We start from the raw sequence: 23876 nt of genomic DNA on the forward strand, positions 1-23876 counted from the left end.
GAAACCCAAGGCATGCAGAAAACCTTTTATCCTCAGCAGCGCAACATGCGCTTGCTATCGCAAGACACCCTGGGCGGTTTCGGCGGCGTAGGCGAAGGCATCGCCATGCAGTGCCTGCCGGACGGACGACGCGTCCTGTGGCTGGCGCACGAAGGCGCCCCGAAGAATTTCACGGCCGTCGATGTCTCCGATCCTCGCCGCCCCCGGGTGCTGGTCCAGACCGATCTTCCGCACGCCAACGTGCGGTCGAACTCGCTGGAAGTCAGCGGCAACCTCATGGCAGTAGCCTATCAGGTCAGCCAGCCAGGCCTGGCTCCCGCCGGTTTCGACCTTTTCGACATCAGCCAACCCGAAAAACCCCGCCTGCTGTCCCACTTCGACGCCTCCGCCCCCCACTCCAGGGGCGCGCACTGCCTGTGGTTCGTGGACGGCACGACCGTCCACATGGCTTGCGGCGATCCCGAACTGGTTCCGCGCAACCCCAAGGATGATCAGGTGTATCGCATCGTGGATGTCAGCGACCCGACCTCGCCCAAGGCCATAGGGCGCTGGCACATGCCCGGAACCATGGAAGGCGACGACGCGCCGCCTCCCCAGCGCCTCGCCCCGGAATTCGACTCGGGCTTCCGCGCCCACAACACCAATGTCTATCCGCAGCGTCCCGACCGCTGTTATCTGGGCTACCTGGACGGCGGCGCATTCATCATGGATATCTCGGACCTGAGCAATCCCAAGCCGATCTCGCGCTTCATGAATTCCCCGCCATTCAAGGGCTTCACGCATACCGCGATGCCGCTGTTCGACCGCAAGCTGATGGTGGTCAGCGACGAAACCGTGCAGGACAACGCCGCGGACTGGCCCAAGCTGGTCTGGTTGGTGGACATCAGCGACGAGAAGCATCCGATCAGCATCTCCACGCTGCCCATGCCGCCGGTGGAGATACACAAGCAGAGAGGCGGCCGCTACGGGGCGCACAATGTGCACGAAAACACGCCGGTTCCTGGATCCTGGAAGTCGGAGGACATTCTTGTCTGCTCGTACTTCAACGGCGGCATACGCGCCTACGACATCCGCGATCCCTACAGTCCGCAGGAAGTCGCCTATTTCGTGCCTGACGCGCCGGCGGGTTCACCGGCCGGCTCCATACAGTTCAACGACGTCTTCGTCGACGACCGCGGCATCGTGTTCGCCGTCGACCGTCATGCGGGCGGACTGTATGCGATCGAGATGACGGTATAGCCATGCGGACGGATGCGCGCACACCCGTCATTGTCGTATCGGGCTTTCTGGGCAGCGGCAAGACCACGCTGCTCAAGAAAGTGCTGGCCACGCCGGAATTGTCCAACTCGATGCTCATCGTCAATGAGATCGGCGAAATCGGGATAGACCATCAGTTGCTCGAGCGCTCGAACGACGAAACGGTGCTGCTCGATAACGGCTGCATGTGCTGCCAATTGCGCGGGGACCTCCAGGCGCTGCTCGTGGACCTGGGCATGCGCCGATACCGCGGAGAGCTGCCCAGTTTCGACCGCGTCATCATAGAGACCAGCGGCCTGGCCGAACCCGGCCCCATCGCGCAAACCCTGTATGGCGATGGCCCGCTGTCCCGCGACTACCGGCTCGCCCATGTCGTCACGCTGGTCGACCCGATCAACGCACAGGCGCGTCAGGCCGCACAGGCCATAGCGGATGCCCAGATGGCGGCGGCCGACCTCATCGTCATGAGCAAATCCGACCTGGCCACGCCTGCCCAGGCCGAGGCCGCCTGGGCCTGGGCGCGCTCGGTCAATGGCTATGCCCATGGCATCGCCGCGACGCAGGGCGACATCGACATTGCCCTGCTGGCTCATGCCACACCGTTCAATCATCCCGCCTTGCTGCCGGCCGGGGGCGGCGGGCTGTTCGGCGACATTCGCGCCCTCAGGGAGGACGCGCCCGATGAAGCCGCCGCGCCGGACGCCGCTGGCGCCTACCTTGCCCGGCAGCGTTCCATTCACCCCGCCGGCATCGCCAGTTTCGCGCTGCGCTTCGACGTCCCGCTCGATCGTCCTTTGTTCGATCTGTTCATGTCCACCCTGCTCCGCCTTCGGGGCCAGGACCTGCTGCGCGTGAAGGGCATCGTCTATTTCAAAGGCGAGAGCCAGGCGCAGCTGATCCAGGGCGTATGCCATGTCTACGACAAGCCCGTGGCCCTGGAACGCGACCCCGATGACGCCCGCCAGTCCGCACTGGTGTTCATCGCCCGCAATCTCGAGCGCAGGCAGATCGAAGACTACTGGCAGTCCCTGCTGGCGCTCGCCCATTAACCCCCTTCCACCTTTTACGTTGCTATAACAGGAGACATATATGTTCAAAATTGCACGACTTTCCCGACCCTTGCTTTGCGCACTCGCGCTGGCGGCCAGCCCCGTTCTTGCACAGGGCAGTTACCCATCGCAACCCATACGCATGATCGTCGGCTTTCCTCCAGGAGGCATCTCCGACGTCGTGGCGCGCGCCGTGGCCAGCGAAGCCTCCACGGTTCTGGGACAGACCATCGTAGTGGAAAACCGCCCGGGTGCGGGCACGACCATCGCTTCGGATGTCGTGGCTCGCTCCAAGGCCGATGGCTACACGCTGCTGTTCCAGGATCTGACCACGCATGCGATCAATGCCAGCCTGTACAAGAAGTTGCCCTACGACACCGTCAAAGACTTCACCCCTGTGGCGATGGTATCGTCCACCCCCTTGCTGCTGGTCATCAACTCGAACTCGCCCGTCAAGACCGTGCAGGAACTGAACAAGCGCATACAGGAGAAGCCGGGCACGTACTCCTACGGTTCATCCGGCAATGGCACCATCATCCATCTGGCCAGTGAAATGATGAACAAGGAGGCCAAGAATGACATCGTCCATATTCCCTACAAGGGCAGCGCGCCGCTGGTGACCGCCATCATTTCCGGAGACATCGAGTACGCATTCAGCAGCATGCCTCCCGCCATCGCGCAGGTCAATGCCGGCAAGCTGCGTGCGCTCGCCGTCTCCACCCCCGACCGCGTCGACGCGCTGCCCGATGTCCCGACCATCCGGGAAGCGGGCGTACCCGCGGCCGAACTCACGCTGTACAGCGGAATCCTGGGGCCCGCAGGCATGCCCGACGAAATCGTGTCCCGCCTGAACGAAGCCTTCGGCAAAGCCGTGCAAAGCCCCAAAATAATCCAGACCTTCAGCAAGCTGGGCGCGAAGCCGCTGAGCACGCCACCCGCGGAGATTGCAAAATTGCTGGATTCGGAAATATCCCGCTATGGCAAGGTCGTGAAGGAAACCGGCATTACCATAGATTGACCAACCCGCCGGCGACAGGCAAGGGGCGCCTTGACGCGCCCCTTGCAGCGCATTCAGCAATCATCAAACATAGAATACACAGCATGTCCAAGCCCAAGCTCATCGTCGTTTCCACCGGCGGCACCATTACCATGACCAGCGGCCAGGGGGCGAAAGGCATCGCGCCCACGCTCACCGCCGCCGACCTGCTGAATGCCGTCCCCCAGATTGCGCAGCAAGCCGACATCGAAGCCCTGACCTTCAGCAGCATGCCCGGCGCTTCGCTGACGACGAACCATATCGTCGATCTCGCAAAGCTGATTCAGCAGCGGTTCGACGCCGGCATCGACGGCGCCATTGTCATCCAGGGCACGGACACCATCGAGGAAACGTCCTTCCTGCTCGATCTGCTCGTCGCCGACAGCAAGCCGCTCATCGTCACCGGCGCCATGCGGGGAGCCCAGGCCGCCGGCGCCGATGGTCCCGCCAACCTGCTGGCTTCGGTGGTGGTGGCCGGCTCGCCCCACGCCGCCGGCCGCGGCTCCCTGGTCGTACTGAACGACGAAATCCATGCCGCCGCCTTTGTCCGAAAGGGGCATACCGGCCTGACATCCTCCTTCATATCCCCCAACTGCGGCCCCATCGGACTGGTCTGCGAGCAGCGCGCGCTGTTCACATCCTCACCCGCCGCGCCCCGACGCTCCACGCCCGCACCCGGCGCCCTGGCGGACATTGCCATCGTCAAGGCATGCCTGGGCGACGACGGCCGGATTCTCGACGCCTTGCCCGGCATGGCCTATGCCGGCGTCGTCGTCGAAGCGATGGGTGCGGGACACGTTCCGCAAAGCTGGGTCCCCGGGCTGTCCGGCCTGGCTGAAAAAATGCCGGTCGTGCTGGCCGTGCGCACGCCTGCGGGGCCGGTATTCAACAATACATACGGGTTCCCGGGGTCCGAGATCGACCTGATAAACCGGGGGCTGATACCCGCCGGGCTGCTGGACGCACTGAAGGCGCGCCTGCTGCTGGGGGTATCGATGGGGAATAACGAAACGCCGGAGGGCATACGCCTTCAATTCAAGCGTTTCAGCTATCTGCAAGATTGACAGCACTTCAATCGGTGGAATGTGTCATGATACCGGTGGTTTTTATTCCGGTACCTGGCGCTGCTTGCCAGGCGCATTCTTTTTTCATGGCGCAAGCGTCCGTCATTCCGGCGCCGCGCCAAGCCAGCTCAACGTTATGAATACCTTCCACATCATCGAACTTCTTCTACTTGGGATCGGCAGCGGCTTTCTGGCCGGCCTGCTCGGGATAGGCGGAGGCATGGTCCTCGTGCCCTTTCTTACCTTCATGTTCTCTTCGCAGGGCGTCGACAGCGAGTTGGCGGTCAAAATGGCTATTGCCACATCCATGGCAGTCATCATCTTCACCTCCATCTCCAGCGTGCGGGCCCACCACAAGCGCGGCGCGGTGCGCTGGGACATCGTGCGCAAGCTCGCCCCGGGCATTGTCATCGGCAGCATGATAGGCAGCGTGGGCGTGTTCTCGATTCTCAAGGGCGCCTACCTGGCCATCTTCTTCGGCATCTTCGTCGCCTTTTCAGCCACGCAGATGTTCCTGGACAAGAAGCCGCCACCCACACGCCAGATGCCGGGCACCGGCGGCCAGTTGCTCGCGGGCGGCGCCATCGGCTTCCTGTCCGGCCTGGTCGGAGCGGGCGGCGGCTTCATCAGCGTGCCCTTCATGGCCTGGTGCAACGTTGCCATCCACACGGCCGTGGCCACCAGCGCGGCACTGGGCTTTCCCATCGCGGTCGCCAACGTGGCGGGCTACATCGTTTCGGGAATGTCGGTCACCGGGCTGCCACCGGGGGCCTTCGGCTATATTTCCCTGCCCGCACTGGGCCTGATTGCCGCGGCCAGCGTCTGCACCGCCCCCCTGGGGGCCAGGGCCGCGCACAACCTGCCCGTCAAGAAGCTCAAGCGTGTCTTTGCCGGCATGCTGTATGCCCTGGCGATCTATATGTTCCTGAAAGGCATCAACTCCTGATCGGACGCGGACGCGGGCCCGGCGACCCGACCGGCCCGCGGGCGCAGCGATCCCCGAAGCGCTGGAGATTTCCAGCGCTTTTTCATGCCGATGAACGCTAGGCGATGATCCCGCCGCCCAGGCAGACGTCGCCGTCATAGAGCACGGCCGATTGCCCCGGCGTGACCGCCCACTGATGCTCGGCAAACGACAAGGAAAAACCGCCTTCGGCGGCGCCCTCCAGGGCGCATGCCGAATCGGCTTGCCTGTAGCGGGTCTTTGCCGAATAGGAACCCGGTTCGGGGGCATGGCCGGCCACCCAGCTGGCGTCCAGGGCATGCAGACTCTGGCTCAGCAGCCAGGGATGATCGTGCCCCTGCACGACGTACAGGGTGTTGCTTTCAATGTCCTTGCGGGCCGTATACCAGGCGTCCGCCGTGCCATCGTCGCGCTGCCTGCCCTTGACGCCGCCTATGCCCAGCCCTTTGCGCTGGCCCAGGGTGTAGAACGACAGCCCCTGGTGCTGCCCCAGCACCAGGCCTTCAGGCGTCTTGATGGGGCCGGGCCGGGTGGGAAGGTAGCGGTTCAGGAATTCCCGGAAAGGCCGTTCGCCGATAAAGCAGATTCCGGTCGAGTCCTTCTTGGCGGCATTGGGCAGTTGCAGGGACTGTGCAATGCGCCTGACTTCAGTCTTGGGGATCTCCCCCAGGGGAAACAGCGTTCTGGCCAGTTGCGCCTGGTTCAGCCTGTGCAGGAAATAGCTTTGATCCTTGGTCAGGTCCAGCGCCTTCAGCAACTGATGCTGGGTGCCGTTGGCGGTTTCGACCTTGCGCACCCGCGCATAATGGCCGGTCGCGATATGCTCCGCGCCCAGCGACATGGCGTGGTCCAGGAAGGCCTTGAACTTGATCTCGGCATTGCACAACACGTCGGGATTGGGCGTGCGGCCGGCGGAGTACTCGCGCAGGAAGTCGGCGAATACCCGGTCTTTGTATTCAGCCGCGAAATTCACGGCCTCGATGTCGACGCCGATCAGATCCGCTACGCTGGCGGCGTCCAGCCAGTCCTGCCGTGTGGAACAGTATTCGGAGTCGTCATCGTCTTCCCAGTTCTTCATGAACAGGCCCAGCACGTCGTAGCCCTGCTCCTTCAGCAGCCACGCGGTGACCGAGGAATCGACCCCGCCGGACATGCCGACCACGACACGCCCTTTCGATACAGAATTTTTAGCCATGCGCGTATTTTAGACGCTGGCGCGGGACAAGGCCTGATCGACGACTTCTATCCAATGGCGAACGGGTATTTCCGTGCCGCTTTGCAAATGCGTAATGCATCCGATATTCGAGGAAACGATGCAGTCGGGCCCGCTTGCCTGTATGGCATCCAGTTTCCGGTCGCGCAGGGACCTGGACAACCCGGGCTGGGTGACCGAATAGGTGCCGGCCGAGCCGCAGCACAGATGCGATTCATTGAAAGGCTGCATGGCAAACCCCAGGTCGGCCAGCATGCGCTCGCTGACGCCCCGCAGCCCTTGCCAATGCTGCAGCGTGCATGGCGGATGGAACGCCGTCTTGCCGGGCAGGCCTTCCAGCCTGGCCTTGAGCTCTCCGGCATGGGGCGCGACGATCTCGGCCACATCGCGCACTTTGTCGACCAGGCGCAGGGCCTTGGTGACGTACTCGGGATCGTGGCGCAGATGATGCGCATATTCCCGGACCATGGCGCCACAGCCCGATGCATTCATGATGATGCTCTCGGCCTGGCCGTTATCGAGCAGCGGCAGCCACGCATCGATATTGGCGCGCATCTGGTCGAGCGCGGCTTCCTGCGCATCGAGGTGGAAATTGATCGCTCCGCAGCAGCCGGCGCCCGGGACGACCCGTGTGCCTATGCCAAGTGCGTCGAGCACGCGTATGGTGGCGGCGTCGATGGCGGGCATCATGGCGGGCTGCACGCAGCCTGACAGCATCAGGACCTGGCGCGCATGGCGCGCGCCATCCGATGGGACGGCGCCGGCGGGCCGGAGCGCGGGAATCTTGTTTTTCAGTACCTCGGGCAGCGCCGGGCGCAGCAGCCGGCCCAGCGTCAGGGCCGGGCCGAACAAGGGCGAATTCAGCATGCGGCGCAGCACGGCGCGCGTCATGCGCTGTCCGATCGGCCGCTCGACCCGCTGATCGACCAGATTGCGTCCGATGTCCACCAGAGCGCCGTATTCAACGCCTGAAGGACAGGTGGTTTCGCAGTTTCTGCATGTCAGGCATCGATCCAGGTGCTCTTGCGTGGCGGCGGTGGGCTCCACGCCTTCGAGCACCTGCTTGATCAGATAGATGCGCCCGCGCGGGCTGTCCCGCTCGTCGCCCAGGATTTGATAGGTGGGACAGGTGGCCAGGCAGAAACCGCAATGCACGCAACGGCGCAGGATTTCATCGGCATCCTGCCCCAGGTCGGATTCCTGCGCCCATGACGCTAGATTTGTTTGCACGGTTTACTCTCAAAAATCGGGAAACAGGCGTTTAGGATTGAAGATGCCCACCGGGTCGAGTTCCTGCTTCAGGCGCCGATTGATATTCTTCAGGCCAGGCTCCAGGGGGTGGAACACCGGCACGCCGGACGGTTTGGAATCGAAGCGGAACAGGGTCGCGTGTCCGCCGCGCCGGGCGACGGCGGCGCGGAAATCCGCAGCCGAATCCACCGCCGAGACCCATCGCTGTCCGCCATTCCATTCGATCAGTGTCGGGCCGGCGCCCAGCATCGGTGTTTGGGGCGGCACCGCCACACGCCACAAAGGCCGCGCCTGGAAGAACGGATGGGTCTGATCGCGCAGGCTGTCCCAGAATTGCGTGGCCGCCGGCTCGGGCATCGTGTCGCCGCCCAGCCTTTTCAGGCCGTTCAATACCGCGGGCTCGCTGCCCGACAGCCGGACATGCAGCAAACCGGCGGGCGCATCGGCTTGCGCCAGCCAGGCGGTTCCGGTAATGGGCATGGGCAGGCTGCGCCATGTGTTGAAGCGCTCCAGCGCGCCGGCTTCATCGACCTGGATCAGGACGGTTTTTTCCTGGAAAGGCTTGGGCGCGACCTTGATGGAGACTTCGATGAGCGCCCCGAATATGCCCATGGAGCCCGCCAGCAGCCGCGACACATCGTAGCCCGCGACGTTCTTCATGACCTCGCCGCCGAAACTCAGGGTGAGCCCCGAAGAATCCAGCAGCTTCGCGCCCAGGACGAAGTCGCGCACACTGCCGGCCGCCATGCGCCTGGGGCCGGAAAGCCCGCTGGCGACACATCCGCCTATGGTGGAGGCGGCGCCAAAGCGCGGCGGCTCGAAGGCCAGCATCTGGTTCTGCTCGTCCAGCGTTTTTTCGAGGTCGCTGAGCAGCGTTCCGGCCTTGACGGTGACCACCAGTTCGGAGGGCTGGTAATTGACGATGCCCTGATAGCCGGACAGGTCCAACACGGCAAAGTCGGGAATGGCCTCGCCGTCGAAGGGCTCGCCGTAGAAATTCTTGGTGCCGCCGCCCCGTATATAAACAGGGCGCTCGGCTCCGCGGGCGGCCATGACTTGTTGCGAAAGCTCGGACAGCGCGAAATCCATGCTTGATCCTTAAAAGCGGGGCAGATCGGGAAAGCGGATTTCACCGCCGTGGACATGCATCTTGCCGTATTCGGCGCAACGCACCAGCGTGGGGATGAGCTTCTCGGGATTCAACAGCCCATAGGGGTCGAAGGCCTTCTTGAAGGCACTGAAGAAATCCAGCTCTTCGCGCGTGAACTGCACGCACATCTGGTTGATCTTCTCCAGGCCCACCCCGTGTTCGCCGGTAATCGTGCCGCCCACCTGCACACAGAGCTCCAGAATGGCCGCACCGAATTTCTCGGCGCGTTCAACTTCGTTGGGCTGGTTCGAGTCGAACATGATCAATGGATGCAGATTGCCGTCGCCCGCATGGAAGACGTTGGCGCAACGCAGGCCGTATTCGTCCTCCATTTGCTCGATGGCGTTCAGCACACGCCCCAGGTGCCGGCGCGGAATCGTGCCGTCCATGCAGTAATAATCGGGCGATATCCGCCCTGCGGCGGGAAATGCGTTCTTGCGGCCGGCCCAGAACAGCAGCCTTTCCTCTTCGGAGCCCGATACTTGCAAGCGGGTGGCGCCGGCTTGCTGGAACACCGCCTGCATGCGCGCGATCTCGTCGTCCACTTCTTCGTCGGTGCCGTCCGACTCGCACAGCAATATGGCGGCGGCATCCAGATCGTAGCCGGCATTGACGAAGGGCTCGACCATATGGACGGCCCGCTTGTCCATCATTTCGAGGCCGGCGGGAATGATGCCGTCGGCAATCACGTTGGTGACGGCCTGGCCCGCCGTTTCGACACTGGGGAAACTGGCCATGATGACGCGGGCGCAGGTGGGCTTGGGTATCAGCTTGACGGTGACTTCGGTGACGACGCCCAGCATGCCCTCGGACCCGATGAAGGCCGCCAACAGGTCCAGCCCCGGGCCGTCCGGGGCTTCGGAGCCCAGTTCCAGGATATCGCCGTCTATGGTCACCACGCGTACGCGCAGGATGTTGTGCACGGTCAGGCCATACTTCAGGCAATGCACGCCGCCGGAGTTCTCGGCGACGTTGCCGCCGATCGAACAGGCGATCTGGCTGGATGGATCGGGCGCATAGTACAGTCCATAAGGCGCGGCGGCCTCGGATATGGCCAGGTTGCGCACGCCCGGCTGGACCACCGCCGTGGCGGTCTGGGGATCGATTTTCCGGATGCGGTTGAGCTTGGCCAGACCCAGCAGGATGCCTTGCGCATGCGGCATGGCGCCGCCCGACAGGCCGGTGCCCGCGCCGCGCGCGACGATGGGAATGTTGAAGGCCTTGCAGGCCTGCAGAATGGCCACGACCTGCTCTTCGTTCTCGGGCAGCACGACCACCGGCGGCAGGGCCCGGTACAGCGAAAGGCCGTCGCACTCGTAGGGCCGGGTGTCTTCCACTTTGGTCAATATGCAGTGCTGGGGCACGTTGTGCCTGATCCGCGCGATCAGGCCGGCAAAGTCCGGCACGGTCTCCTGTGCCGGCGCTATCGAAGTCTCGTTCATGTGTCTCTTTTGTTATTGCTGCGCCCCTTTTGGCACAGGCGCATTTATGTATGCGGAATGATCTTACCCGGATTCAGAATGTTGTGCGGGTCGAAGGCTTCTTTCAGGCTGTCCATCAGGTCCAGCGCATCCTGCCCGTGCTCGGCAAGCATGAACTCCATTTTGTGCAGGCCCACGCCGTGCTCGCCCGTGCAGGTGCCTTCCATCTGGATGGCGCGCTCGACCAGGCGGTGATTCAGCCTTTCGGACTCTTCCCATTCCTGGGGGTTGTCGGCATCGAGCAGCATCAGCACATGGAAATTTCCGTCGCCGACATGGCCCACGATGGTATAGGGAAAACTGGCGCGGTCCAGTTCGGCCGCGGTCTGGGAAACACACTCGGCCAACCGCGAAATGGGCACGCAGACGTCGGTGGTGCTGGCCCGGCAGCCCGGCCGCAATTGCAGGCCCGCGAAATAGGCATTGTGGCGCGCCGTCCATAGCCGGCTGCGGTCCTCGGGCCTCTCGGCCCATTGGAAATCCATGCCGCCGTTATCGTGGGTAATGCCCTGCACGATCTCGGCCTGCTCTTTGACGCTGGCCGGACTGCCATGGAACTCGAACAACAGCAGCGGGGACTCCTTCAGGTCCAGCTTGCTGTAGGCGTTGGTGGCCTTGACCGCCCAGGTGTCCATGAACTCGACGCGCGCCACCGGCACGCCCATTTGTATGATTTCGATCACGCTCTGGACGGCGGCGTCCAGGGTGGGGAAATTGCAGATGGCCGCCGAGATGGCCTCGGGCTGGGGGTACAGGCGGACCGTGACCTCGGTAATGATGCCCAGGGTGCCTTCGCTGCCCACGAAAATACGCGTCAGGTCGTAGCCCGCGGAGGACTTCCGGGCGCGATTCGCCGTTTCGATGACCCGGCCGTCGGCAGTCACGACTTTCAGCGACATGACGTTTTCGCGCATGGTTCCGTAGCGCACCGCGTTCGTGCCCGAGGCGCGCGTGGCCGCCATGCCGCCCAGGCTGGCGTCGGCGCCCGGATCGATGGGGAAAAACAGGCCGGTATCGCGGATTTCCTCGTTCAGCTGCTTGCGGGTGACGCCCGCCTGCACCGTCGCGGTGAAATCGCCCGCATGCACGGCCACAAGCTGGTTCATGCCGGAAAGATCCAGGCTGATGCCCCCTTGTATGGCCAGCAAATGGCCTTCCAGCGAGGAGCCGACCCCGAACGGGATCAAAGGCACCTTGTGCTCATGGCAGTGCCGCGCCACCCAGGCGACGTCTTCGGTGCTGAGCGCGAACACCACGCCGTCCGGCAGCATGGGCGGATAAGGGGATTCATCGCGCCCATGATGCTCGCACACCGCCTGCGCGGTGGAGAAACGTGATCCGAACCTGTCTTGCAGCGCTTCAAGAAAGCCTGCGGGAATCATGCGGCGCATGGCTTGCGTAACGGCGGGGGCATTCATGCCAGAACTCCTTGAAACGATCCCATAATTTCCCTATCTGAATACTAACGTTTTCAGGCGCGGTTGCCGATCAGGGCATTTGCCGATTGCGTCCGGCACTGCCGCCGATTCTTCACGGCCTGTGACAGCCGTTCGAGCACCTGTAAAGAAGCGTCCCAGTCTATGCACCCGTCGGTAATGCTCTGGCCATAGGTCAGCGGCTGCCCTGGCACCATGTCCTGCCGCCCCCCGACCAGGTTGCTTTCCACCATGACGCCGAATATACGCTCGTCGCCCGCCTCCATCTGCCCGGCGACATCGTCCAGGACGGTCGGTTGGTTCCTGTAGTCCTTATTGCTGTTTGCATGGCTGGCATCGATCATGATGCGGGGGCGCAGGCCGGATTTTTCCAGTGTCTGGGATGCCGCTTCGACATTCTGGGCGTCGTAGTTGGGCACTTTGCCGCCGCGCAGGATGACATGGCAATCGTTATTGCCCAGCGTGGAAACGATGGCCGAATGCCCGCCCTTGGTGACCGACAGGAAATGGTGCGGCTGCGACGCGGCCTTGATGGCGTCGATGGCGATCTTGGTATTGCCGTCGGTGCCGTTCTTGAATCCGACCGGGCACGAAAGGCCGGAAGCCAGCTCGCGATGAACCTGGCTTTCGGTAGTGCGCGCGCCGATGGCTCCCCAGGAGACCAGGTCGGCAATGTATTGGGGCGTGATCATGTCAAGGAACTCGCAGCCGGCCGGCAGCCCAAGCTTGTTGACTTCGATCAGCAATTCGCGCGCCGTGCGCAGGCCCTGATTGATGTTGAAGCTGCCGTCCAGGCCGGGATCGTTGATCAGCCCCTTCCAGCCCACCGTGGTGCGAGGCTTCTCGAAGTACACCCGCATGATGATTTCCAGCTCGCCCTTGAAGTGCTCGCGTTGCGCCACCAGGCGCTTGGCGTACTCGATGGCCGCGACGGGATTGTGTATGGAGCAGGGCCCGATCACCACCGCAAGGCGGTCGTCCTTGCCTTCCAGTATGTCGTGCAGGGCATGGCGCGCGGCGTAAACGGTGGACGAGATTCCGGTGGTGCAGGGAAACTCGCGCATGACGTGCGACGGGGGGCTGAGTTCCTTGATTTCCCGGATACGTAAATCATCAGTATTGTGCAACACGGCTTAACTCCAGAGTGGGTGTCAACGTAGCGAGCGGTACAAAAAAAGCCGCCTAGCTTCGCTGGCGGCTTTTTGGGAATTTGGTTCTTTTTTACTGCGTACAACGCTTCCCTTCCTCCACCAGCGGTTTTGGAAAAGCAAAAAAATAAAAAAAGAAAAATTGGGAAGCGCGATACATAGTCGTGAATCCTAGCACAGACTGGCCATGCTGCCAAACAATACTTTCACGCATGCGCCCGATGGATTCATTATGTATATATTGATTTGAATTGAAATAATTTTATAGTGTATGATTTTTGTAGCTATCGTTCAGTAGCAAAACAATATCGCTGAGGGAGTCCTCGTCGTGCCAATCACCTAAAAAGGACAAGCAATGAACAAGACTCATCAAGTCGCCGCCTATACCCTTGCCGCCCTGCTCGCCGCGGGCGCCGCCACGATGGCCCATGCGGCCAGCCTGCAGGACATCAAAGACCGCGGCCATGTCCGCATCGCGGTCGCCAATGAGATCCCTTACGGGTATATGGATCTGGACGGCCAGGCCAAGGGCGCGGGTCCCGATGTGGCCAAGCACATCATGGAACAACTGGGCATCAAGAAAATCGAATGGGTCACCACCAACTTCGGCTCGCTGATACCGGGGCTGCGGGCCAACCGCTTCGACATGGTGGCGGCCGAGATGGCCATCCTGCCCCAGCGCTGCAAGGAAGTGCTCTTTTCGGAGCCCAATAGCTCCTATGGCGAAGGCCTGCTGGTCGCCAAGGGCAATCCCGACAACGTCCATACCTACCAGGATTTTTCAAAGTCGGATAAAAAAGTGGCCATCATGGCGGGCGCCGACCAGCTCGAGATGATGCAGGCGCTGGGCGTCCCTGCCGAACGCATGGTGACCATCTCGAACAATGCCGATGCCATTTCCACGGTGTCTACCGGCCGTGCCAGCGCCTATGCGGCCACCAGCCTGACCGTCAGCCAGTTGGCCAGCAAAAGCAAGAAGGTCGAGGCCGCCGCCAACTTTACCGACCCGGTCATCGATGGCGTCCCCGCCCGTAGCTGGGGCGGATTCACCTTCAGCCAGGACTCCCAGGATTTCCGTGATGCGGTGAACGCCGAACTGGCCAAATTCAAGAAAACGGCCGGCTGGGAAAAAACCATGACTCACTACGGGTTCAGCGAGACCGATGCGAAAGAGTCGTTCAGCAAGACCACCGAGCAACTGTGCGCCGGCTAAGGCCCTGAGTCGCCCATGGAATGGTTAAGCTACAGCACCCCGCTGCTGCAGGGTGCCTGGGTCACCGTACAGCTGACGGTCTACTCCACGATACTTGGAGCATTCTTCGCCTTCGCCTTCGGACTGGGAAAACTATCCCACAATTGGCTGCCGCGGATCGTGTCCATCGTTTTCATCGAAGTCTTTCGCGGCACCTCGCTGCTGGTGCAGTTGTTCTGGCTGTACTTTGCGCTGCCGATACTCGGGCAAGCCATCGGCCTGGACCTGCGCCTGCCGCCGGTGATTGCCGGCACGCTGGCCCTTAGCCTGAATATCGGCGCTTATGGGGCCGAGGTGGTCCGCGGCGCCATCCAGGCCGTGCCGCTCTCTCAGCACGAAGCCGCCAAAGCGCTGGATTTCACGCCCAGGCAGGTGCTGTGGCGCATATCCCTGCCCCAGGCCATCCCCGAAATGATGCCCAGCTTCGGCAATCTCGCCGTCCAGAATCTGAAAGATACCGCGCTCGTATCGCTGATCAGCCTGGGCGACCTGGCATTCCGGGCCGAGCAGATACGCAACTTCACGCAGGACAGCATCACGGTCTACACCTTGCTGCTGCTGATGTATTTCGGCATGGCGCTGGTGCTGACCGCCATCATGAAGCTGCTGGAACGGTCGGTCGGACGCTGGCGCACAGGGAGGACCTGACATGCTTTTCGGCATAGAGTGGAATACGGCCAGCAACTGGCTGTTCGCGGGCTCCATACTGCCCATATTGCTGAAAGGCCTGGTGGTGACTCTGCAGGCAACGGCGCTGGGCTTCGTCGTGGCGGCGGTGCTGGGGCTGGTGCTGGCCGCGCTGAAGGCATCGCGCATACGGCTGATCTCCTGGCCGGCCCGGCTGTTCACGGAATTCATCCGCGACACGCCACTGCTGGTACAGCTTTTTTTCCTGTACTACGTCCTGCCGGAGTACGGCATCGTGCTGCCGGCCTTCCTGACGGGCGCGCTGGCCCTGGGCCTGCAATACAGCGCCTATACCTCGGAAGTCTACCGGGCCGGGATCGAATCGATCGCGCATGGGCAGACCGAAGCGGCGCGGGCGCTGGATCTTTCAGCGCTGCGCACCTTCAATGCCATCATCGTGCCGCAGGCCATCCCGCGCATCATTCCCGCACTGGGCAATTACCTGGTGTCCATCATGAAGGACGTTCCGGTGCTGTCGGTCGTATCGGTTCTGGAGATGCTCAATGTCGCCAAGATCATCGGCGATCGTACCTTCAATTACCTGATCCCCCTCTCCATGGTAGGCGGCCTGTATCTGATATTGACGCTGGTGGCTTCCGCCGCCGTGCGCTATCTGGACACGCGCCTGCCCAAGCAAGGACTTCCCCTGCGATGACTGAACCCATTATCAAATTCGACAAGGTGATCAAGCGCTTCGGCGACGTCACCGTCCTGGACGAGCTGGACTTCGAAGTGCAGAAAGGCGAGAAGGTCACCATCATCGGTCCGTCCGGGTCCGGCAAATCGACCGTGCTGCGCATACTGATGACGCTCGAGACCATAGAGGAAGGAGTGATCCATGTCGCCGGCAAGCCCCTGTGGCACCAATACAAGGATGAGCGCCTGGTGCCCGCCAGCGAGGAGCATCTGCGCGAAATGCGCAAGGAAATGGGCATGGTGTTCCAGCAGTTCAACCTGTTCCCCCACATGACCGTGCGGCGCAACATCACCGAAGCGCCGGTGCAGGTGCTGGGACTGCCCAAGGACAAGGCCAATGAGCGCGCCGAAAAATACCTGGAACTGGTCGGCCTTTCGGACCAGGCCGATAAATTTCCCAGCCAGCTTTCGGGCGGCCAGCAGCAACGCGTGGCCATTGCCCGCGCCCTGGCCATGCGGCCCAACATCATGCTGTTCGACGAACCCACCTCGGCGCTCGACCCCGAGCTGGTGGGCGAAGTGTTGACGGTCATACAGCGCCTGTCCGAGGAGCACGACCTGACCATGCTGCTGGTGACTCATGAAATGCAGTTCGCCAAGCAGATTTCGGACAGGGTGTGTTTTTTCGACAAGGGCCGCATCGTGGAGCAGGGGCCGCCGGAGCAAGTCCTCGCGGAGCCGCGGGAAGAACGTACGCGCGAGTTCCTGAAGGGGTTCATCAACCCGGAAGCCTGACTCCGCCTTTGCAACAGAAAGGGCCGGGTATCGCACCCGGCCCTCCTTTTATCCGCCGCCGTGGCGGCGGGTCTGGCCCGGTCAGCCGGCCACCGCGGCTTCCAGCGGAACCAGGGGCTCGAAGCTGCGCCTTGCGGCGATGTGCTCGGGACGCGGCTTCAGCTGGTATTTGGGCGGCTCCAGCGTGTTGTCCACGCTGTTGTATACCATGAACACATTGGCCCGCGGCCACGGCGATATATTGCCGTTGGAGCCGTGCATGGTGTTGCAGTCGAAGAAAATCACCGATCCGGCCGTCGCGGTCATGGCCCGTATGCCGCCCTGCTCCACCAGCAATTGCAGGCTCAGGGGATCGGGCACACCGTATTCCTGCTGCTTGAGCGAGCTCTTGTAATGATCGTCGGGCGTCTTGCCCTGGCACGAGATGAACTGCCGGTGCGAGCCCGGAACCAGCATCAGCGGTCCATTGCACTCGTTATTGTCCGTAAGAAGGACAGAGCAGCTAAGAGCCCGCATGCCCGGCATGCCGTCTTCGACATGCCAGGTTTCGAAGTCGGAGTGCCAATAGAACTCCTTGCCTTTGAAACCGGGCTTCATGTTGGCACGCGACTGGTGCATATAGACTTCAGAACCCAGTATCTGCCGAGCAATATGGATCAGGCGCGGGTCCCGGGCAAGCCTCGCCAGCTTGTCGCTCAGCTCGTGCACCCTGAAGATGGACCTGACGGCCTCGCTGCCCGGCTCGGTAATCGCCTCTTCCAGGCCGGTGATGGACGGGTCCGCGCTCATGCGCTTCACCTCGTCCAGCAAGGCCTGGACTTCGTCGGGGCCGAACACGTTTTCCAGCATCAGGAAACCGTCGCGCTCATAGGACTGGACCTGCTCCCCGGTCAGGGCGTCTGCATACCGCCCTTCTTCGTAAACGACCGGATCCCGTCTGGCGATGATGGCCGAAGTCCGGTCGGTGCGGGAAACATATAAATCATTCGCTAAGGTATTCATCTATTCTCCTTGAGGCCTATGCCACATTCGCCTCGGCGGGATAAACGCCCTTATCGTCATGGACCTCGAAGCCGGTCAGCGGCGGATTGAACACGCAGATCACGCGCAAGGGCTCTTTGCCGCCCCGCAGCCAGTGCTCGTCGTTCTGATCCAGCGCGTACACCACGCCAGGCCCCAGGGCGTACTTCTTCCCGTCGGCGATGGTTTCGATCTCCCCGTCGCCCTCGATGCACCATACGGCTTCCAGATGGTTCACGTAATGGATGTGGGTTTCGGTTCCGGGAAAGATCACGGTTTCATGAAAGGAAAAACCCATCCCGTCCTTCTTCAGCAGCACCCTGCGGCTGAGCCAGGTGCTTGTCTTCACTTCGTGTTCGGTGCCGATCACGTCTTTCACGTTTCTTACGATCATCCTGCTCTTCCTCCAAATTTCAAGACATGCGCGCGAGCGCCTTTGCTGCTCAGCACCTCTCCCAGGCTGCGCTCTATGACCTCCAGGCCACGCTGCAGCAATTCGTCTTCTATCGTCAGTGCCGGCAAGACCTTCAAGACCTCGTCATTCGCGCCGGAGGTCTCGATGACCACGCCGTGTTCGAATGCCTTCTGGGCCACGCGGGCGGCAACGTCGTCGTCGGCCGGCGTGACCAGGCCCTGGATCAGGCCGCGGCCGCGCACGCCCAGGCCGGCCCCGGGATAGCTGTGCACCAGATTTTCCAGCCAGTCGCGCACGCGCCTTTCCTTGCGTTGAGTTGCCTTGGCGAACTCGTCGTCGCGCCAATAGCTGTCCAGCGCCTGCGCCGCCGTGACGAAGGCCATGTTATTGCCCCGGAATGTGCCGCTGTGGGCACCCGGCTTCCATATATCCAGCTCGGGCTTCATCAGCACCAGCGACATGGGCAGGCCAAAGCCCGACAGCGATTTGGACAAGGTGATGATGTCCGGCTTGATGCCGGCCGCCTCGAAACTGAAGAAGCTGCCGGTCCGGCCGCAACCAACCTGTATGTCGTCGACGATCAGCAGCATGTCATGCCGGCGGCACAGGCGTTCGAGCTCCTGCAGCCAGCGCTTGGACGCCACATTGACGCCACCCTCGCCCTGGACCGTTTCGACGATCACGGCGGCGGGATGATCCATGCCGCTGCTGGGGTCGTCCAGCATGCGCTCAAGGTAGGCCATGGTGTTCACATCAGGACCCAGGTAGCCATCGAAAGGCATGAAGGTGGTGTTGCCCAGCGCCACGCCGGCCGCCTTGCGGAACTTGGAGTTGGCCGTTACGGCCAGGGAGCCGCCGCTGACGCCATGGAAACCGTGGGTGAAGGAGATGATGTTCTGCCGGCCTTTCACCTGCCGCGCAATCTTCAAAGCCGCCTCGACGGCATTGGTGCCGGTGGGTCCCGTGAACTGCAAGGTGTATTGCCATGAACGCGGCTTCAGCAGGACTTCATCCACGGTTTCAAGGAAATACCTCTTGGCGCTCGTCGCCATGTCCAGCCCATGCACCAGCCCATCGGTATCCAGGTACTCGATCAGCTTCTGCTTCAGCACAGGATTGTTGTGGCCATAATTGAGCGTGCCCGCGCCGCTGAAAAAATCGATGTACTCACGATCATTTTCGTCGATCAGCACAGATCCACGGGCCTGTTTGAAGACGACTGGGAAAGACCGGATGTAGCCCCTCACTTCCGACTCCATCCGGTCAAATATTTTTAAGTCCATCATTTTTTTCTTCCTCTCGTAGTTATGAAACGCCATGCCCTCGGAATCGGAAAAAGCTCCGCGGCGGACGCTTCCGTTGAAAGCTTCCGGCAAACGCCTGACTGTGACGCTACCTACGCGGCCCCGAAGGGACCTATGCGCAACAAAGGCTCATCTTCATGACTTTCGGCGCCGAACAGTTCGGGCTGGAAGCAGGGTTCTTCATGTACATGCGCGTCCAGTTGCCGCGCCAGCCCCGTGAATACGCCGCGAGAAGCCGCGTTCTCCGGACCGACGGTGGTTTCTATGTATTGGACGGCATCGAGACCGGGACGCTGGAGCAGCTCGCTCAGCAAGCGGCGTGCCAGCCCTTTCCCCCGGGCGCGCTCATGGACGGCCACCTGCCAGACGAACAGGGTGCCGGGCCGCTGGGGGGGAAGGTAGGCGGATATGAAACCGTCCAGCGTCCCGCCGCGTCCGGCGACGATGCAGGTCCGCGGAAAATGCTCGCACAGGAGCAGATAGGTGTAGACGGAATTGAGGTCGAGTGGCGGGCACTCTGAGATCAATCGATGGATGGCTGCCGCATCGGTCTTGCGCGGTATTCTGATCCACGTTTGTTCGGCGGCGCGGATGTCGATATCCGCGCTCGTATGAGAAATATCAGGAGGGAGTGTAAGGTTCGCGCAATCTGTCACACCACCAGTCCCGATTCGGGAAGCGCCCCATTTATGGGAACGTCCAGTATGGGCGAGGCAGGCTCGCCGGGCGCTTCGGTTGGCGCGACGCCGTCCGATTCCATCAGGTCGACAATGCGTTCAAGCGATACGGTCATCATGGCCCGCTCTCGTTCGGGCAAGGCGTTCAGGGCGTCGGACAGCTTCTTCTGCAGGGGCGACGGCGTATCGCCGGCCAGCTTGATGCCGGCTTCGGTGGCCGTAATGAATACGATGCGGCGGTCTTCGCGGCCGCGTTCGCGGCGAACCAGCCCTTTGTCTTCCAGGCGATCGAGAATGCCGACGACGGTGCTGGCGCTGACATGAATTTCACGGCTGATGGCGGTGGCCGTAAGCGGGCCGCGATCGATGACCGCACGCAGGCAGACGAGCTGCGGAGCGGTGATATTGCTGCACGCGGCAAGCTGCCGGGAATGCAGGGCGACCGAGCGCGTGATGCGCCGCAAGGCGCGCAATATGCGCAAGTCGTAGTGCCGGTCCGCTGAAGGGGCGTTAGTCATGATGAAGGTAATGATTCAGGTGGAAAAAAGTTCAGTTAAATTAATTTCTATTGAAATCATAAGCCCCGTGGTGGATTGTGTCAAATGGTCCGGAGCGCTGCTTGGGCAGGCGATGCTGTCCGGGTGTCGAATTAATCCAATCTATTCTACCTATATGTTTTATAGGGGTTTTTTACGCTGTTAACAGACGTCGAGGGTGGGAGTGTTTTGACGGATGCTCTACGTCTGCGGTTCTTGATACGCATGCTTGATAGGCATGCTTGATAGGCGTGCTTGCGTTCTTAACACGCGTCGGGGGTGGCGGGTGGGAGCCCCGAGCCCCCGTGACCGGTTCGGCGCCCAGCGCGCCGAACCGGTCACGCGGTTCCACGGCCAGGATAGGCTAACCTCCGGGCGTGATAGAAACCATAACCCCGGCACTCACCGCAGCCGATAACAACACCCCAAAAGATAGAGTCATCAGATGCTTGCCAAACAGGGGCGGACGAGCAAGGCCAGGCGGTGTTCGGCGCACTGGACACCGAACCGGTCACGCGGTTCCACTGCCCAGGCAGGACACCCTCCGGGTGTGACAAAAACTGCAGCCATAAAAAACAACAGCTATTTGCCTAAGTACCGCTCTAACCGCTACACGCGAGCCTTAGAGTTCAGGCCGTGCCGCCCACCGTCAAGCCGTCCATCCTAACCGTAGGCATCCCGACCCCAACAGGCACGCTCTGCCCCTCTTTCCCGCAAGTGCCGACCCCCGAATCCAGCTGAAGGTCGTTGCCGATGAAACTGACGCGATTCATCGCATCCGGACCGTTCCCGATCAGCGTAGCGCCCTTCACCGGATACGTCACCTTGCCGTTTTCTATCATGTAGGCTTCCGACGTCGAAAAGACGAACTTGCCGCTGGTGATGTCCACCTGGCCGCCGCCGAAGTTCACCGCATACAGCCCCTTCTTCACGGAAGCGATGATTTCCTGCGGAGGCGTCTCGCCCGCCAGCATATAGGTATTGGTCATGCGCGGCATGGGCAGATGGGCATACGATTCGCGGCGGCCATTGCCGGTGACCGGCATCTTCATCAGGCGCGCGTTCATCGAGTCCTGCATATAGCCTTTCAGGATGCCGTCCTCGATCAGCACATTGCGCTGCGTGGCATTGCCTTCGTCGTCGATGTTCAGCGAGCCCCGGCGGTCGGCGATCGTGCCGTCGTCGATGACCGTGACGCCCTTGGACGCCACGCGTTCGCCGATGCGGCCCGAGAAAACGCTGGAGCCCTTGCGATTGAAGTCGCCTTCCAGGCCATGCCCGACGGCTTCGTGCAGCAAGATGCCGGGCCAGCCCGAACCCAGGACGACCGTCATTTCGCCGGCGGGTGCGGGGCGTGCCTGCAAGTTGGTCAGAGCCTCGTGCGTGGCGCGCTGTACATAGGAGCGCAGGATATCGTCGGTGAAGTAGGCAAGGCCGCTGCGGCCTCCGCCGCCCCCGTGCCCCATTTCGCGTCGGCCGTCGCGTTCGGCGATCACCGTCAACGACAGACGCACCAATGGACGCACGTCGGCCGCAAGGCGGCCGTCGCTGCCCGCCACCAGAACCACGTCGTACTCGGCGCCCAGGCCGGCCATGACCTGGATGATGTGCGGATCGGCCGCGCGCGCCATCGCCTCGATGCGCTCCAGCAAGGCCACTTTGTCGGGCGCGGACAAGGTATTGACCGGATCGATGGCGGGATACAGATCGTGCCCCTTGGGCGGATGGCCGCTGACCACCTTCTGCCGGCCGGCGCCCTGGCGTCCTATGGTGCGCACCACGCGCGCCGACGACAGCAAGGCATCGGGAGACAAGGTATCGGAATAGGCGAATGCCGTTTTTTCTCCGCTTATTGCGCGCACGCCAACGCCCTGCTCGATTGAAAAGCTGCCCGTCTTCACGATGCCTTCTTCGAGACTCCAGCTTTCACTGCGCGTATATTGAAAATAAAGGTCGGCATAATCGACCTTGTGCGTGAATATCTCGCCCAGGGCTCGCGCCATGTCGGCTTCGCCCAGGCCCCAGGGGTCCAGCAGAACCGATTTCGCGGTGGCCAATGCATTAATGCCTGGATCAACAATTTTCATATATGTAATAACCGTGATGTGTTTACATCGTGCGATGTTTGAGAGCGGGTAAAGAAGCGCGCACTTCGGCCAGCCGCTCAAGATTCATATTGCCTATGGCGTATCCCGGACCCTCGGCAAGGCAGTCCACGATTTCACCCCAAGGGTCGATTAGAACAGAATGCCCCCAGGTGCGCCGGCCGTTTTCGTGCTTGCCGCCCTGGGCCGCCGCTAATACATAGCATTGGTTTTCAATGGCTCTGGCGCGCAGCAGGACTTCCCAGTGCGCCGACCCTGTCGTATAGGTGAAGGCGGCCGGCAATATTAAAAGGCTTATATCGCCCAAGGCCCGGAAAAATTCGGGAAAACGCAAATCGTAACAAATAGAAAGGCCGACCCGCCCGCAAGGCGCCATGAACGTCTGGGGCGGATTATCTCCGGGCCGTATGGTGGCGGACTCATTGAAGGATTCGGAGCCTTTATTGAATCCGAATAAATGGATCTTGTCGTAGCGCGCCAGTTGCGTTCCGGATGGGTCAAAAACCAGACTGGCATTATAAATGCGGTCGGGCTCTTCATTATCGAGCGGCACAGTTCCGCCGACCAGCCATACTCCGTGCCGACTGGCCTGGCCGGCCAGGAACTCCTGGATCGGCCCTTTACCGGGCGCTTCCTTCAGCGCCAGCTTATCGGTGTCTTTGCGGCCCATGAAACAAAAATACTCTGGAAGCGCGATAAGCTCGGCGCCCTCGCCCGCCGCTCGCGCAATCAGTTCGGCCGCCTCGCTCAAATTACGCTGGAGCTCGGTGGACGACACGGTTTGTATGGCGGCCACCCGGAAATCATTTTTTAGTGCATTCATTATTGGATAATCATCAAGGGGCTAAGATATTTAATAAATCCGGCGGATTCTTTTTTATCTAAATAAAAAATACGTTAGAATTCATCGGGCTTTGCATAAATAACTTTGCCCGGAAGCGTCTGTAAACATTCAACCAGGAATATCGAATGACTCGCGATTCTTACACCGCTCTTAAACAAAAAATTGAAAAAGAAATCCTGAAACTGCAAAAACAGGCCCAAAATCTGCAGACCAAGCGCCGAGGCCCCGTCATTACATCGATAATCCGCTCCATGCGCGAATACGACATCACTCCTGAAGATATTACAGCAGCGTATAGCAAAAAAACCACCCGCGCGTCAGTACGCAAACCATCGGCCTCTTCGGGCGCCTCCGCCAAACGCACGGTTCCCGCCAAATACCGGCACCCCGACACCGGCGAGACCTGGACAGGACGCGGAAAGGCTCCCCGCTGGATCGCCGCCGCCGAGGCTGAAGGAAAAAGCCGCGACACTTATCTGATCAACCAATAAACGCAACGCCGACAAGCTGTGGCGCCGGCAAGCCGGCGCCATTTTCGTATGAACGCTGACGCCGC

23 protein-coding genes are annotated in these 23876 nt (G+C 61.5%); 10 read left to right on the top strand and 13 right to left on the bottom strand.

The features are described from left to right. Positions 1–12: 12 nt before the first annotated feature. The 5 genes from OEG81_RS11360 (at position 13) to OEG81_RS11380 (ending at position 5352) form a co-directional block, all read left to right on the top strand. Positions 13–1239, top strand: a complete 1227-nt coding sequence (locus tag OEG81_RS11360) for an LVIVD repeat-containing protein (RefSeq protein ID WP_264129358.1) — start codon at positions 13–15, stop codon at positions 1237–1239. A 2-nt stretch (positions 1240–1241) separates the two neighbouring features. Further along, positions 1242–2306, top strand: a complete 1065-nt coding sequence (locus tag OEG81_RS11365) for a CobW family GTP-binding protein (RefSeq protein WP_264129359.1) — start codon at positions 1242–1244, stop codon at positions 2304–2306. Positions 2307–2346: 40 nt separating this feature from the next. Continuing rightward, a complete protein-coding gene (locus tag OEG81_RS11370; RefSeq protein WP_264129361.1) occupies positions 2347–3324 on the top strand; it encodes a Bug family tripartite tricarboxylate transporter substrate binding protein in 978 nt (325 codons plus the stop codon). Between the two features lie 83 nt (positions 3325–3407). Further along, positions 3408–4406, top strand: coding sequence for an asparaginase (locus OEG81_RS11375; protein WP_264129362.1), 999 nt, complete (start codon positions 3408–3410; stop codon positions 4404–4406). 136 nt (positions 4407–4542) lie between these two features. Further along, positions 4543–5352, top strand: a complete 810-nt coding sequence (locus OEG81_RS11380) for a sulfite exporter TauE/SafE family protein (RefSeq protein WP_264129363.1) — start codon at positions 4543–4545, stop codon at positions 5350–5352. A 97-nt stretch (positions 5353–5449) separates the two neighbouring features. Here the strand turns inward: OEG81_RS11380 and mnmA are convergent, their stop codons facing one another. The 6 genes from mnmA to aroG are packed head-to-tail and all read right to left on the bottom strand — an operon-like array spanning position 5450 to position 13031. Then, positions 5450–6565 carry a tRNA 2-thiouridine(34) synthase MnmA gene (gene mnmA / locus OEG81_RS11385; RefSeq protein WP_264129364.1) on the bottom strand — a complete coding sequence of 372 codons (1116 nt, stop codon included), beginning with the start codon at positions 6563–6565 and terminating at the stop codon, positions 5450–5452. Positions 6566–6574: 9 nt separating this feature from the next. Then, positions 6575–7813 (bottom strand): glycolate oxidase subunit GlcF, encoded by a 1239-nt coding sequence (gene glcF, locus OEG81_RS11390; protein ID WP_264129365.1) that lies wholly within the window; start codon positions 7811–7813, stop codon positions 6575–6577. Between the two features lie 9 nt (positions 7814–7822). Beyond that, the gene (gene glcE, locus OEG81_RS11395) at positions 7823–8923 is read right to left on the bottom strand and encodes a glycolate oxidase subunit GlcE (protein WP_264129366.1); all 1101 of its coding nucleotides are present in this window, start codon (positions 8921–8923) and stop codon (positions 7823–7825) included. A 9-nt stretch (positions 8924–8932) separates the two neighbouring features. Beyond that, complete coding sequence (locus tag OEG81_RS11400; RefSeq protein WP_264129367.1) at positions 8933–10426, bottom strand: FAD-linked oxidase C-terminal domain-containing protein; 1494 nt, start codon at positions 10424–10426, stop codon at positions 8933–8935. Between the two features lie 44 nt (positions 10427–10470). Continuing rightward, positions 10471–11883 (bottom strand): FAD-binding oxidoreductase, encoded by a 1413-nt coding sequence (locus tag OEG81_RS11405; protein ID WP_264129368.1) that lies wholly within the window; start codon positions 11881–11883, stop codon positions 10471–10473. A gap of 53 nt (positions 11884–11936) precedes the next feature. After that, a complete protein-coding gene (aroG, locus tag OEG81_RS11410; RefSeq protein WP_264129369.1) occupies positions 11937–13031 on the bottom strand; it encodes a 3-deoxy-7-phosphoheptulonate synthase AroG in 1095 nt (364 codons plus the stop codon). 373 nt (positions 13032–13404) lie between these two features. Here aroG and ehuB point away from each other — a divergent pair, with 373 nt between their 5' ends. From ehuB to ehuA, 4 genes are read left to right on the top strand one after another with little or no spacing between them, the layout of a single operon-like run. Next, complete coding sequence (gene ehuB, locus OEG81_RS11415) at positions 13405–14262, top strand: ectoine/hydroxyectoine ABC transporter substrate-binding protein EhuB (protein ID WP_264129370.1); 858 nt, start codon at positions 13405–13407, stop codon at positions 14260–14262. Positions 14263–14277: 15 nt separating this feature from the next. Continuing rightward, positions 14278–14949 carry an ectoine/hydroxyectoine ABC transporter permease subunit EhuC gene (gene ehuC / locus OEG81_RS11420; protein WP_264129371.1) on the top strand — a complete coding sequence of 224 codons (672 nt, stop codon included), beginning with the start codon at positions 14278–14280 and terminating at the stop codon, positions 14947–14949. Position 14950: 1 nt separating this feature from the next. After that, positions 14951–15643 (top strand): ectoine/hydroxyectoine ABC transporter permease subunit EhuD, encoded by a 693-nt coding sequence (gene ehuD, locus OEG81_RS11425; protein ID WP_264129372.1) that lies wholly within the window; start codon positions 14951–14953, stop codon positions 15641–15643. Next, positions 15640–16419 carry an ectoine/hydroxyectoine ABC transporter ATP-binding protein EhuA gene (gene ehuA, locus OEG81_RS11430; protein WP_317135347.1) on the top strand — a complete coding sequence of 260 codons (780 nt, stop codon included), beginning with the start codon at positions 15640–15642 and terminating at the stop codon, positions 16417–16419. Before ehuD ends, ehuA begins: the two co-directional genes overlap by 4 nt. An 81-nt stretch (positions 16420–16500) precedes the next feature. Here the strand turns inward: ehuA and thpD are convergent, their stop codons facing one another. The 7 genes from thpD to OEG81_RS11465 all read right to left on the bottom strand — a co-directional run bounded on the left by thpD (position 16501) and on the right by OEG81_RS11465 (position 23299). Next, a complete protein-coding gene (gene thpD, locus OEG81_RS11435; RefSeq protein WP_264129373.1) occupies positions 16501–17421 on the bottom strand; it encodes an ectoine hydroxylase in 921 nt (306 codons plus the stop codon). A 16-nt stretch (positions 17422–17437) separates the two neighbouring features. Next, complete coding sequence (locus tag OEG81_RS11440; protein ID WP_264129374.1) at positions 17438–17833, bottom strand: ectoine synthase; 396 nt, start codon at positions 17831–17833, stop codon at positions 17438–17440. After that, positions 17830–19137, bottom strand: coding sequence for a diaminobutyrate--2-oxoglutarate transaminase (gene ectB / locus OEG81_RS11445; RefSeq protein WP_264132576.1), 1308 nt, complete (start codon positions 19135–19137; stop codon positions 17830–17832). Before ectB ends, OEG81_RS11440 begins: the two co-directional genes overlap by 4 nt. A gap of 113 nt (positions 19138–19250) precedes the next feature. Then, the gene (ectA, locus tag OEG81_RS11450; RefSeq protein ID WP_412034061.1) at positions 19251–19814 is read right to left on the bottom strand and encodes a diaminobutyrate acetyltransferase; all 564 of its coding nucleotides are present in this window, start codon (positions 19812–19814) and stop codon (positions 19251–19253) included. Beyond that, a complete protein-coding gene (locus OEG81_RS11455; protein ID WP_264129376.1) occupies positions 19811–20353 on the bottom strand; it encodes a MarR family winged helix-turn-helix transcriptional regulator in 543 nt (180 codons plus the stop codon). Before OEG81_RS11455 ends, ectA begins: the two co-directional genes overlap by 4 nt. 647 nt (positions 20354–21000) lie before the next feature. Then, a complete protein-coding gene (gene tldD, locus OEG81_RS11460; protein WP_264129377.1) occupies positions 21001–22458 on the bottom strand; it encodes a metalloprotease TldD in 1458 nt (485 codons plus the stop codon). Between the two features lie 22 nt (positions 22459–22480). Next, entirely contained in the window at positions 22481–23299 is an 819-nt protein-coding gene (locus OEG81_RS11465) for a carbon-nitrogen hydrolase family protein (RefSeq protein ID WP_264129378.1), read from the bottom strand. A gap of 146 nt (positions 23300–23445) precedes the next feature. Between OEG81_RS11465 and OEG81_RS11470 the strand changes: the two genes are divergently transcribed. Continuing rightward, complete coding sequence (locus tag OEG81_RS11470) at positions 23446–23811, top strand: H-NS histone family protein (protein ID WP_264129379.1); 366 nt, start codon at positions 23446–23448, stop codon at positions 23809–23811. Positions 23812–23876: the final 65 nt, after the last annotated feature.

The sequence above is a fragment of the Pollutimonas sp. M17 genome, from assembly GCF_025836975.1.
In the GTDB taxonomy this organism is placed as follows: domain Bacteria; phylum Pseudomonadota; class Gammaproteobacteria; order Burkholderiales; family Burkholderiaceae_B.

What these genes read in the sequence shown, in the direction of transcription:
- OEG81_RS11360 (WP_264129358.1), top strand. Translation starts at nt 13, where the DNA reads ATGCAGAAAACCTTTTATCCTCAGCAGCGCAACATGCGCTTGCTATCG.
- OEG81_RS11365 (WP_264129359.1), top strand. Translation starts at nt 1,242, where the DNA reads ATGCGGACGGATGCGCGCACACCCGTCATTGTCGTATCGGGCTTTCTG.
- OEG81_RS11370 (WP_264129361.1), top strand. Translation starts at nt 2,347, where the DNA reads ATGTTCAAAATTGCACGACTTTCCCGACCCTTGCTTTGCGCACTCGCG.
- OEG81_RS11375 (WP_264129362.1), top strand. Translation starts at nt 3,408, where the DNA reads ATGTCCAAGCCCAAGCTCATCGTCGTTTCCACCGGCGGCACCATTACC.
- OEG81_RS11380 (WP_264129363.1), top strand. Translation starts at nt 4,543, where the DNA reads ATGAATACCTTCCACATCATCGAACTTCTTCTACTTGGGATCGGCAGC.
- mnmA (WP_264129364.1), bottom strand. Translation starts at nt 6,565, where the DNA reads ATGGCTAAAAATTCTGTATCGAAAGGGCGTGTCGTGGTCGGCATGTCC.
- glcE (WP_264129366.1), bottom strand. Translation starts at nt 8,923, where the DNA reads ATGGATTTCGCGCTGTCCGAGCTTTCGCAACAAGTCATGGCCGCCCGC.
- OEG81_RS11400 (WP_264129367.1), bottom strand. Translation starts at nt 10,426, where the DNA reads ATGAACGAGACTTCGATAGCGCCGGCACAGGAGACCGTGCCGGACTTT.
- OEG81_RS11405 (WP_264129368.1), bottom strand. Translation starts at nt 11,883, where the DNA reads ATGAATGCCCCCGCCGTTACGCAAGCCATGCGCCGCATGATTCCCGCA.
- ehuB (WP_264129370.1), top strand. Translation starts at nt 13,405, where the DNA reads ATGAACAAGACTCATCAAGTCGCCGCCTATACCCTTGCCGCCCTGCTC.
- ehuC (WP_264129371.1), top strand. Translation starts at nt 14,278, where the DNA reads ATGGAATGGTTAAGCTACAGCACCCCGCTGCTGCAGGGTGCCTGGGTC.
- ehuD (WP_264129372.1), top strand. Translation starts at nt 14,951, where the DNA reads ATGCTTTTCGGCATAGAGTGGAATACGGCCAGCAACTGGCTGTTCGCG.
- ehuA (WP_317135347.1), top strand. Translation starts at nt 15,640, where the DNA reads ATGACTGAACCCATTATCAAATTCGACAAGGTGATCAAGCGCTTCGGC.
- thpD (WP_264129373.1), bottom strand. Translation starts at nt 17,421, where the DNA reads ATGAATACCTTAGCGAATGATTTATATGTTTCCCGCACCGACCGGACT.
- OEG81_RS11440 (WP_264129374.1), bottom strand. Translation starts at nt 17,833, where the DNA reads ATGATCGTAAGAAACGTGAAAGACGTGATCGGCACCGAACACGAAGTG.
- ectB (WP_264132576.1), bottom strand. Translation starts at nt 19,137, where the DNA reads ATGGACTTAAAAATATTTGACCGGATGGAGTCGGAAGTGAGGGGCTAC.
- OEG81_RS11455 (WP_264129376.1), bottom strand. Translation starts at nt 20,353, where the DNA reads ATGACTAACGCCCCTTCAGCGGACCGGCACTACGACTTGCGCATATTG.
- tldD (WP_264129377.1), bottom strand. Translation starts at nt 22,458, where the DNA reads ATGAAAATTGTTGATCCAGGCATTAATGCATTGGCCACCGCGAAATCG.
- OEG81_RS11465 (WP_264129378.1), bottom strand. Translation starts at nt 23,299, where the DNA reads ATGAATGCACTAAAAAATGATTTCCGGGTGGCCGCCATACAAACCGTG.
- OEG81_RS11470 (WP_264129379.1), top strand. Translation starts at nt 23,446, where the DNA reads ATGACTCGCGATTCTTACACCGCTCTTAAACAAAAAATTGAAAAAGAA.